General features: G+C 33.0%; 8 protein-coding genes and 1 tRNA gene. 4 read left to right on the forward strand and 5 right to left on the reverse strand.

What is annotated here, in order from left to right:
- Positions 1-19: 19 nt before the first annotated feature.
- Positions 20-1,264, reverse strand: a complete 1,245-nt coding sequence (gene nusA / locus M0M57_RS04725) for a transcription termination factor NusA (protein WP_248435854.1) — start codon at positions 1,262-1,264, stop codon at positions 20-22.
- Positions 1,265-1,282: 18 nt separating this feature from the next.
- Complete coding sequence (rimP, locus tag M0M57_RS04730) at positions 1,283-1,747, reverse strand: ribosome assembly cofactor RimP (protein ID WP_248435856.1); 465 nt, start codon at positions 1,745-1,747, stop codon at positions 1,283-1,285.
- A 177-nt stretch (positions 1,748-1,924) separates the two neighbouring features.
- Between rimP and M0M57_RS04735 the strand changes: the two genes are divergently transcribed.
- Positions 1,925-2,749, forward strand: coding sequence for a universal stress protein (locus tag M0M57_RS04735; RefSeq protein WP_248435858.1), 825 nt, complete (start codon positions 1,925-1,927; stop codon positions 2,747-2,749).
- Between the two features lie 100 nt (positions 2,750-2,849).
- Here M0M57_RS04735 and M0M57_RS04740 read toward each other — a convergent pair.
- Positions 2,850-2,920, reverse strand: a tRNA-Gln gene (locus M0M57_RS04740).
- Positions 2,921-3,160: 240 nt separating this feature from the next.
- Here M0M57_RS04740 and M0M57_RS04745 point away from each other — a divergent pair.
- Both M0M57_RS04745 and M0M57_RS04750 read left to right on the forward strand, forming a co-directional pair.
- Positions 3,161-6,358, forward strand: a complete 3,198-nt coding sequence (locus M0M57_RS04745; RefSeq protein ID WP_248435860.1) for a DUF2723 domain-containing protein — start codon at positions 3,161-3,163, stop codon at positions 6,356-6,358.
- Positions 6,359-6,400: 42 nt separating this feature from the next.
- A complete protein-coding gene (locus M0M57_RS04750; RefSeq protein ID WP_248435862.1) occupies positions 6,401-7,045 on the forward strand; it encodes a polysaccharide deacetylase family protein in 645 nt (214 codons plus the stop codon).
- On the opposite strand, the gene M0M57_RS04755 is transcribed toward M0M57_RS04750, so the two are convergent.
- Together M0M57_RS04755 and M0M57_RS04760 are read right to left on the reverse strand one after the other, a co-directional pair.
- Positions 7,042-7,338 (reverse strand): thioredoxin family protein, encoded by a 297-nt coding sequence (locus M0M57_RS04755; protein WP_248435864.1) that lies wholly within the window; start codon positions 7,336-7,338, stop codon positions 7,042-7,044. The genes M0M57_RS04750 and M0M57_RS04755 overlap by 4 nt on opposite strands.
- A gap of 71 nt (positions 7,339-7,409) precedes the next feature.
- On the reverse strand, positions 7,410-8,645 hold the full coding sequence (locus M0M57_RS04760; protein ID WP_407647482.1) for a metallophosphoesterase: 1,236 nt from the start codon (positions 8,643-8,645) through the stop codon (positions 7,410-7,412).
- Positions 8,646-8,846: 201 nt separating this feature from the next.
- Here M0M57_RS04760 and M0M57_RS04765 point away from each other — a divergent pair, with 201 nt between their 5' ends.
- Positions 8,847-11,906, forward strand: a complete 3,060-nt coding sequence (locus tag M0M57_RS04765; RefSeq protein WP_248435868.1) for a LamG-like jellyroll fold domain-containing protein — start codon at positions 8,847-8,849, stop codon at positions 11,904-11,906.
- Positions 11,907-11,911 lie beyond the last annotated feature (5 nt).

Below are 11,911 nucleotides of genomic sequence, written 5' to 3' on the forward strand. Positions count from 1 at the left end.
GTGTTCTTTTTTGTGAAGTTTATGCTTCAAATTCTGATTTTAAAATTTTCATCACATCTTGAACAGTTTCTTCTTCTAAGTCTGTTCTTCTGACTAGATCTTCTATAGTATGTTTTAGTACGCTTCTTGCTGTATCTAAACCTATTTTTGCAAACTCATCGATTACCCATGCGTCGATTTCATCAGAGAACTCTGTTAATTCAACGTCATCTTCTTCTTCGGCAACATTTCCTTCACGGATAACATCTAATTCATATCCGGTTAATAAGCCTGCCAATTTAATATTGTGTCCGCCACGGCCGATTGCTTTTGAAACTTCTTCTAATTTCAAAAACACTTCTGCTCTTTTTTTCTCTTCATCAATTTTGATTGAAGAAACTTTTGCAGGGCTCAATGCTCTTGTTATAAATAATTGATTGTTACTTGTGTAATTGATAACATCAATATTTTCATTTCCTAATTCGCGAACGATTCCGTGAATTCTAGATCCTTTCATTCCAACACATGCTCCAACCGGATCAATTCTGTCATCATACGAATCTACTGCAACTTTTGCTTTTTCACCCGGAATACGAACCACTTTTTTAATCATTATTAATCCGTCGAAAATTTCAGGAATTTCTTGTTCAAATAATTTTTCCAAAAACTTTTCTGAAGTTCTTGACATAATAATTTGAGGTTTATTTCCTTTTAATTCTACGTTTTCAATGATTCCACGAACATTATCTCCTTTACGAAAAAAGTCTGATGGAATTTGTTTTTCTTTTGGCAATACGATTTCGTTTCCGTCATCATCAACCAAAATTACAACTCTTGGACGAACATGGTGTACTTCGGCAGTATAAATTTCACCAATTAAATCTTTAAATTGTTTGTAAAGATTTGTGCTATCGTGTTCATGTATTTTAGAAATCAAGTTTTGACGAAGGGCTAAAATGGCTCTTCTTCCTAAATCGATTAATTTCACTTCTTCTGAAACATCTTCACCTACTTCAAAATCAGGCTCGATTTTTCTGGCTTCAGACAATGAAATCTCAGAATTTTCATCTTCTACTTCTCCATCGGCTACCACCACACGATTTCTCCAGATTTCCATATCTCCTTTATCAGGATTGATAATAATATCGAAATTGTCATCTGAACCATATTTCTTTTTCAAGGCATTTCTAAAAACATCTTCTAAAATGGCCATGAGGGTCACACGATCGATTAATTTATCGTCTTTAAACTCTGAAAATGATTCGATTAATGCTATATTTTCCATGCTAAACTACTTGTATTTTTAAAATGTTATTGTCACTATTGCTTCTTTAATTTCCGAATAAGGTAGCTCAATCTTTTTTTCTACCGTTTCTTTTCCTTTACCTATTTTTTTGGGCTCTCTCGCCGTCCAAGTCAAGGTAATAAATTCTTCGTTTGCATCGGCTAAAACAGCTTCTATTACATCTGTTGCGGTTTTAACTTTTAGCGTTCTTCCTATATTTTTTTTGTATTGTCTTACTAATTTTAGCGGAGTTGAAACACCGGCTGAAGCCACTTCGATTGAAAAATCCTGCTCTTCACGATCTAAATTATTCTCGATTGCCCTGTTAATGTCGATACAATCTTGAAGCGTAACTCCTTGATCACCATCTAACGTAACTATGATTTTCATAGCATCTGTGATGGTTAAATCAATCAAAAAAACAGAAGGTTTTTCACTTAACCCCTGATTTAATAAGGCAACAACTTTATCTTTAAATATCATATTTTTATAAAAAGAGGCACGCAATGCGTGCCTCATTATTTACTTTTTAATCAAATAACGGTGCAAATATAGTGATTTTTTTTATAATTGAAAATTCATTGTAAAATGATAAAAAAATTTGTACCTTTATGTTTTAAAACAACCTAAAAAAACCAATCTATTTTACAAAACTTTTTTATGAAAAAAATTTTAATTCCAACCGATTTTTCTCAACATGCAGAATATGCCCTAAAAGTAGCGGCTCAAATCGCAAAAAAACATGATGGTGAAATCATTTTACTTCACATGTTAGAATTGCCTTCTCAATCTGGTGATGCCGTAAATAGTTCACACGCGATTCCCGAACTTATGTTCTTTAAGAATGCAGCTATTAACAAATTGGAAAGTTTGATGGACGCACCCTACTTAGAAGGTTTAAAAGTATCTGAAATTATTCAGTTTGAGTTGGCTTTTGACGGAATCATTAACTTGAGTAAAAAGAATGACATAGATTTGATAGTGATGGGTTCGCACGGTGCTAGCGGATTTAAAGATATGTTTATTGGATCTAACGCTGAAAAAGTTGTTCGTCATTCGGAAGTTCCGGTTTTAATTATTAAAAAAGAAATACCTGATTTTAATATTAAGAAATTTGTTTTTGCCTCTGATTTTACAGACGAAGTTAAAAACCCTTTTGCAAAAGTGGTTGAAGTTGCTAATAAGTTTGGTGCAGAATTGAACTTGGTAATGATTAATACACCAAATAGTTTTAAATCGACTTTGGTTGCACAAGAAATTATGGACAAATTTGTTGCTCAATTTCAAATTAACAGTTATTCAACACACATTTTTAATGATGCTAATGTTGAAAAAGGAATTTTGAATTTTGCAAATAGTATTAATGCAGATTTAATCGGAATGTGTACACACGGACGAAAAGGGCTTTCTCACTTTTTTAATGGAAGTATTAGTGAAGACTTGGTAAATCATGCCATTAGACCTGTATTAACTTTCAAAATATAATCTACCACATATTTATACTGAATCCCGTTTTATTTAGATAAGACGGGATTTTTTTATGGTATAAAAACAAAAAACCCACTCGTTAAAGTGGGTTTGTCTGTTGGTCCACAAGGACTCGAACCTTGAAAGACTGCACCAAAAACAGTTGTGTTACCATTACACCATGGACCAAAATCGCTTGATTGCGGGTGCAAATTTATACTATTTTTTATTTAAAGCAAATAAATAAAAGATTTTTCTCTGAAATTTTTTCTCAAAAACCAACATCATATTAAAAACGAGCTATTTAAGCCTCAAATATAAATGCTTACAACTAAACTTAATTAACAAAATTTTGTTAAGCCATAGCCGTTTCCACAAAAAAATAGTTTCTTTGTAGCTAGATTCAAGCATAAACAATAAATAGCACTGATGACTACACTCAATTTTAATAAGTGGAATACAATTTTAGGCTGGTTCGCTTTTGCCGTTGCCTTACTTACTTTTTCATTAACAGTTGAACCAACCGTAAGCTTTTGGGATTGTGGCGAATACATTTCCACATCTGCAAAACTACAAGTTGGTCACCCACCAGGAGCTCCACTATTCCAGATGATGGGTGCGTTTTTTGCTATGTTTGCCCCAGATGATTCAAAAGTGGCATTGATGGTAAATATGATGTCTGTATTCTCGAGTGCGTTTACTATTTTATTTATGTATTGGTCATCTACTTTATTGTTGAGAAAAATAGTTACTCGATTTAAAGAAATCACTAAAATGGATGAAGTTGCTATTTTAGGTGCTTCTTTGATTGGTGCGTTAGCCTTTACGTTTACCGATAGTTTTTGGTATAATGCTGTGGAAGCAGAAGTGTATGCTATGGCAACTTTGTTAATTGCTTTATTATTTTGGCTTGGTTTGCGATGGGAAACAGACATGCACACACCTCGCGGAAATAAATGGCTACTACTCATTTGCTTGGTTATTGGCCTTTCATTTGGTGTTCACTTTATGGCACTATTGGCAATTCCGTCTATTGGATTGTTATACTTTTTTAAAAATTATAAAACTGTAACCGTTAAAAATTTCATCATAGCTAACATTGTTGTAGTCGCTATTTTGCTATTTATTTTTAAAATGTTGTTACCATTAACTATGTCGCTTTTTGGAAAAACAGAAGTATTTATGGTTAACACTTTCGGATTACCGTTTAACTCCGGAACAATTTTCATGACGCTGTTTTTAATAGCATTTTTCTATTTTGGATTGAAATTTACCCGAACCAAAAATCTTCCGCAATACAACACTATTTTATTGTGTATTCTTTTTGTATTGATTGGTTTTTCAACTTGGATGATGTTGCCAATACGTGCTAATGCCAATGTAGTTATTAATGAAAACCGTCCTTCTGATGCCCGTGAGGTATTGGCTTATTATAACCGTGAACAATATCCGCAAAACGCATTGTTTTATGGCAAACAATTCACAGATATGTTTGCAGGGTTAGATCCAGATAAACCCTTTATAGACAAAGCCCCTAATTACGAACGTGATTACAAAACGGGGAAATATGTTATTACCAACAATTATATCAATGCAACACAAAACAATCATGGCAATCACAAAACCTTCTTGCCTAGAATGTGGAGTGAAGAGCATGCCCAAAACTACATGGAATTTACCAATGTAGTAGATTTTAAAATTGATCCTGAATATGCTCATGAAAAAGAATTAGTTGATATTGTTTCGCAATTCCGACAAGCCTACAACTCAGGAAGACTGGACACCGAAGATTATATTTCTTTCTTAAAAGGGTATGGTAATTATCTAATTGTAGAAAAGCCAAAAGCTTCAGACAATTTCCGGTTTATGTTTGAGTACCAATTTGGCTATATGTATGTTCGTTATTTGATGTGGAATTTCGTAGGACGACAAAGCGACGTTCAAGGAAAATATGACAACGAAGGCAACTGGCTAAGCGGCATCGATTTTATTGATGAGATCTTTTTAGGCTCTCAAAAAAATCTCCCTGAAGATGTGATAACAAATAAAGGAAGAAATGTTTACTACTTTTTGCCCTTTATTTTAGGCATCATCGGATTACTTTATCATTCTAAAAAAGACTTAAAAAGTTTTTATGTACTGCTTGCATTATTCTTGTTTACAGGAATCGCATTAAAAATCTACCTCAACGAAAGACCTTTTGAACCACGAGAAAGAGATTATGCCTTAGTTGGTTCATTTTATGTATTTGCCATTTGGATAGGAATTGGCGTTTTTGCTATTTTTGATACATTACGAAAATGGATGCAACCAAAAATCGTCTTTCCGATTGTTTTTGTTGCTTCACTTTTAGCCGCTCCGGTTTTACTTGCTTCGCAAAACTGGGATGATCATGATCGATCAGGAAAATATACCGCTTTAGCCAATGCAAGAGGATATTTAGAATCGTGTGATCCGAATGCAATTTTGTTTACTATTGGCGATAATGACACCTTCCCGCTTTGGTATGCTCAGGAAATTGAAGGGATTCGAAGAGATGTTAGAGTTGTAAACACGCAACTTTTCATGACGGATTGGCATATTGATCAGATGAAAGCAAAAGCGTATACTTCTGAACCATTGCCGATTTCTTTTGATAGAAGTTTATATGTTGGAGACAAATTAGATTATTGCGTACACAATGAAATGACACAAAATCGTTGGGAATTAAAAGATTTTATCAATTTTATTAAAAGTGATGATGCTAACACAAAGCTTGAAATGCAAAGTGGACAAAGCGTACATTTCTTCCCAACCAACAAAATAAGATATACTATAGACAAAGAAGCAGTTATCAAAAATAAAGTTGTTTCTGAAAAATATTATGATTCCATCGTTCCTTTTATGGACATCGACATCAAAGACAGAGCTATTTATAAAGCACGTGTCATTATGTTTGATATTCTTCAGAATAACAATTGGGAAAGACCTATCTATTTTACTGGTGGTAGCGATAGTGACGAAGATTTTCTATGGATGAAGCAATACCTGCAATTAGATGGTTTGGTTTATAAATTGGTTCCAATTAAGACTCCTTACAATAGAGAAAGCGGTCAAATGGAAATGGGCATGATTGATAGCGACAAAATGTATGATATTGTAATGAAATGGGATTGGGGCAATAGCGACGGTGATATTTATCACGACATTGAAACCCGAAGAAACAGCATCACGTATCGTTTAAACTTATCTCGATTAATGCAACAATTAATTACTGAAGGAAAAACAGAAAAAGCCAAAAAAGTTATCGATTTGGCCATGACTAAATTACCTTTAGAAAAATACGGTTTCTATACGTTATTAGAACCTTTTGTAGCTGGTTATTATGATGTTGGTGAAACCAAAAAAGCACAAGAGTTGATTGCTAAATTAGCTGAAAAATACAACGATAACCTGAATTATTATGTTAGCCAAAAAGCATCTGAACAAAATGATAACATCTATGAAATTGTTAAAAATTTAGAGCGATATCGATCATTAATTCAAGTTGTAAAAAGTAAAGAAGACACTGTTTTTTATGAGAAAAACAGAAAAATATTTAATAGCTATAACAAACGATTCGAGCGATTTGGTCGTGATAATGAATAAAAATCAGAGCCATTAAGTTGGCTCTTTTTTTATCTTTTAAGTATGGATTTACTCTGGATTAAAACGAACCCGATTATTAAAAATATTTTTTCAAATTATATTTGGAATATTCCAAATAGTGAAAAAAAAGTATATCTAACTTTTGATGATGGTCCAACTCCGGAAATCACAGAATGGGTTTTAGCACAACTAAAAAAGTATGATTTTAAAGCTACTTTTTTTTGTATTGGAAATAATATTGAGAAACATCCTGAACTATTCAATCAATTAATTATGGATGGTCACGCTATTGGAAACCATACATTCAATCACGTGAAAGGATGGAATACGCCAAACAAAACCTATTTAAAAGAAGTTGAAAAATGTGAGGGAATGATTCAGCATTATTCGATTAACCAAAATCTATCCAAGCTTTTTCGTCCGCCTTACGGAAAAATAAAACCTCTGCAATCCAGAAAATTGCGAAAATTAGGGTATAAAATAATTATGTGGGATGTGTTGAGTGCCGATTATAAGCAAACAATCACGAAAGAAAAATGTTTAGAAAACGTGGTGAAAAATGTGGAATCAGGAAGTATAATTGTCTTTCATGATAGTATAAAAGCATTTCCGAATTTGGAATATGTACTCCCAAAAACGCTTCAATTTTTATCCGAAAACGGATATCAATGTGAAATAATCAACTAGACTTGTTCTTGAACTAAACCAATAATTGTGTTTGCATCCAACTCACCGGACTGTCTCCACACCATCTGACCTTCTTTGTAAATCATTAAGGTAGGAAGACCTTTAATACGAAGAGCATCGGCCAATTCTTGATTTTTATCTACGTCTATCTTAATTACTTTCGCTTTATCGCCCAATGCAGCCGCCACATCTCTAATTACAGGATGCATCGCTACAGATGATTCGTTCCACTCAGTGTAAAAATCAATTAACACCGGAACTTGAGCATTAATAAGTTCACCAAACTTTGACATAAGGACAAATTTTATTTAAATTTAAACCTATTTTTTAACATATTAAGTACAAATGTAGCATATTTTACGAATTACGCTACTTTTTCTGCTTTTTTTAATTCGATTACGGTAATTTCAGGCCAAATTCCTACTCTTCCCGGGTAAGCGTGGAAACCAAAACCGCGATTTACATAAACGTATCTTCCTAAATTTTCATATAATCCTGCCCATTGCTTGTAAACGTATTGCACCGGACTCCATTTGATAAAACCTGGAATTTCTATTCCAAATTGCAATCCGTGTGTATGACCGGATAACGTCAAATGAAAATTTTGTTCGTGATTTTTCACTTCATATTCCCAATGACTTGGATCGTGGCTCATCAAAATCTTAAAATCTTTTTGATTTAATCCGTTTGACGCTTTCACTAAATCACCTGCCTTTTTAAAACTTTTACCCCAATTTTCAACACCAACAACGGCAATTTCATCGGTTCCGTTTTTCAATTTCACATTTTCATTCATCAATAATTTAAAATCAATTTGACGATGTATATCTTTAATGGCTTCAAAATTATCTTCTTTTTCCTTTTGCGTTGGCCAATCAATGTATTCGCCATAATCGTGATTTCCTAAAACAGAGAATTTTCCGAATTTTGGATTATGAATTTTTTTAAACGTATCAATCCAAGGATTCATTTCAGTAGCGTGTGTATTCACAATATCGCCTGTAAACAAAACCATATCTGAATTCTGTTCATTAATCAAATCAACTGCATACTGAATTTTTTCGGAATCATCAAAACTTCCGGAATGAATGTCTGATATATGTGTGATGGTTGTTCCGTCGAAACTATCTGGTAAGTCATTAAAAAAAAGTGTTTGCTTGATGACTTTAAAATTATATTTCCCTTTGGTCATTCCATACAAAAGTGACAAAAAAGGAACAGCTGCGACTCCTAGAGCAATCTGACTGACGAATTTTCTCCTTTCGGGAAGAAAAGAACTTTGCTCTGTATTTCCCAAAAAGTGAGAAATCGTGCCGGAAATTATTCTATAAAAATCTTCACCAAACATTACTAAAGTCAAAATAATTTTCGGAATATAGACGATTAATACTAAACCAAAAGTGAGAAGTGTGCGCGAATTTTGGCCAACACGACGATCAAATTGTGTGAAAGAATAAATGATGAACGCCAAAATGAGTACGCTCAAAAGCACATACGAATACTGAACCCATTTTATTTTAGACAAGGTTCTAAAGGCTTGAAAGGCATAAACTTCAATAAATAAAACAAACGCAATAAAAAACAACAATCGAATCATCAAAATCAATTTTTAGACAAAATAACAACATCTGCTCTTGATTGATTTGTATTTATTAAAATTTTAACGGTTGTAAGGTGTGATAAAAAAGTTCGTAGAATAAAATAGCTATTTCGTGAAAATAAAACCTGTTTTCAAGTAATGCATTAATTTCTGATAAGAATTGAAAGTAATATTGTCCTCTCAAATCTAAATTATATACTTATGAAAACAAAATTATTATTACTAATGGGATTGATTTCTCATTTTTGTTTTGGACAAATTTCTAGTGCCAACTTAGTGGCTTATTACAATTTTGAAAATTCAGGAGCAAACCAAATTAATTCCAATTTATATGGGTTAACTCCACAAAACACTAATGCAGGTGGTGTTCCCTCGTATACTGCAGATGGAATTTCGGGAAGTTGCGTGAATTTTAATGGTTCAAATACGCTCGTAAACGACGCTCAACTTGCTGATTATTTCGCTGCTCAATCGGATAAAAGTGTAACCATTAGTTTTTGGATGAAGTCAGACTTTGTTCAAGATGGTTTAAAAACGTATGTAGAAGGCTTTGAAAGCATTGTAGTTCGCGGACGTGTTCCCAGCTTTATAATTTCAAGAACATCCGGCAACTATCAGAGTGGTGCAGCAATTTATCCAGATCAAGAATTTTTCTTTGCAGATACCGACGTATGGAATCATATTGTTTATATTTACAATGCTCCATCAAACAACTTAAAAGGATATATCAACAATGTTCTTTTTGTAAATATTCCATTAACAGGCAATGAACAAGCTCCATTTCAATATACCAATAAATTCCTTGTTGGAGCCGGCACCAATAGTGGTGATGTCAACTGGCCACAAAAAGCCTATTCTGGAAAAATAGATGAAATGTATGTTTTTTCAAGAGCAATTACTGCTTCTGAAGTTCAAAGCTTATACAATCTTCAAACACCACAATTTGATTGTCCATCAGGTTCTGTACTATTAACTAGTCAAGCAGAAGTAGATAGTTTTGTTAACCAATACCCTACTTGTACGACCATTGACGGTAATCTTACAATAAGTGGTCCATCGATCACAGATATTACTGGTTTAAATCAAATTACTACCGTAAATGGAGCTCTTACCATCTCAAATACAACGATTTCAAATGGAAATATCTTCAATAATTTAACTCAAGTTTCCGGGAATATAACTATTCAATCCAACAGCAATTTAACAACCTTGAGTGGTTTTAATGCACTAGTAAATACTGGTGATACGTTACAAATTGCCGATAATCAAAACATCACGAGCATTACGGGCTTTTCAAATTTAGTCACAGTTACGGGAAATTTATCTATTTTGAGTACAAGTACAACCCTTGCCACGACAAATATATCCGGATTTAGTAATGTACAATCAGTAGGTTATTTATTAATTAGAAGAACGCCACTTACTAATTTGAGTCAGCTTTCTAGTTTAACTACCATTTTACGAGGTTTGTCTATTGATAACAATCCAAACTTAACATCAATTGCGTCATTATCTTCTGTTACAAATGCTGTAAATGGTAATGGTACAACTCCTTTTAGAATATTTGCAAATCCATTACTTACATCGCTTGATGGAATAAATTTTTCGAGCGTAACAAACTGTTTAGATGTTCAAATTTCGCAACTGCCATTGGTTACTTCTTTGCAACCTTTATCTGTTATTAATGGACAAATTGGTGGATTAATTATTCAATTTAATACCGGACTAGTAAATTTAAATGGTTTAGAAGGAATAACAAACATAAATGGAAATGTAACCATTACTAATAATGCTGCATTAGCAAATTTAAACGGTTTACAAAATATTACAACCATAACAGGAAGCTTAGGAATTGGGTCAAATGCGTTAATAACCCAATTACCCAACTGGAATTTAACACAAGTAAGATCTATTAGTTTGTCTAATAATGCTCAGTTATCTTCAATTACAACATTATCAGGTATAACAACTTTAAGTGCTCCTGCTTCTGGTTTGCCAACAGCACTTTCAATAACAAGTTGTCAAGCATTAACTTCGCTTAATGGATTGCAAAACTTAACAACGTTAAACAATGCGAATATAGGCTTAACAGGCAATAATAGTTTAATTGATATTTCTGCACTTAATGGTTTAAATGTGAATTCAATTAACGGCCTAACAATTGTATCGAATACCAGTTTAAGTGCGTGTGGTGTTTCGTGGGTTTGTGGAAGATTAGCTTTAAATACTACAAATGTCTCTATAGATTCCAATGCAAATGGATGCTTTGATATTGCCCAAGTTCAAACTACATGTAGTTCAAGCCCTTGTCCGGCAGGAAATGTAACATTAAACAGTCAATTAGATGTAGACACTTTTGTAGCGTTATATCCAAATTGCACTACTATTGATGGAGATTTAACTATTTCGGGAACTTTTATAAATTCGTTAGTTGGCCTATCTAACTTAACCACAATAAATGGAAGTCTAAGAATTACAAATAATACTGCATTATCAAGTTTAAACGGTTTAGAAAATATTACCGCAATAAACGGTGTACTAAATATATCTTTTAATACATTAATTACTCAGCTTCCTAATTGGAATTTGACACAAGTAAACAGCATAGCAATTTCAACAAATACTAATTTAAACTCTATTGCATCGCTTACTGGTGTAACATCATTAACAACGGCAAATACAAGTGGTAGCATCATGGCACTAACTATTTTTGGATGTCCGGCACTCACATCGTTAAACGGATTACAAAATCTTTCATTTATAAACAATTTTGGTGTTTTTATTGCCTTTAACAATAATCTAACGGATATCTCAGCATTAAACAACCTCAACATAGCAAGTATTTCATCTATAAATGTAGAAAACAATAATTCACTTACAACCTGTAATGTGCCTTGGATTTGTAATTTTCTGATTTCAAATGCAAGCAATGCATTGTTAAATAACAATGCGACTGGTTGCCAATCAAATGCAGTAGTTCAAGCAGCTTGTGAAGCTTTATCAACAACAGACTTTGAATTGGAATCCAGCTTAAAAATCTATCCAAATCCATTCAACAATCACATTTCAATTGCATTAGGTGGCGATTATCAAAACGTAAAAACCACTTTGGTGGATGTAACCGGAAAACAATTTTATTCAAAAACGTTCACTGGAAATACTATTGAAATCAATCAACTAGATGCTCTTTCCGGCGGAATATATTTTGTAACGATTGAATTGGAAAACGGAACTTCATTAACCAAAAAAATAGTAAAATAAAGTAC

The organism is Flavobacterium azooxidireducens, from assembly GCF_023195775.1.
Lineage (GTDB): Bacteria > Bacteroidota > Bacteroidia > Flavobacteriales > Flavobacteriaceae > Flavobacterium > Flavobacterium azooxidireducens.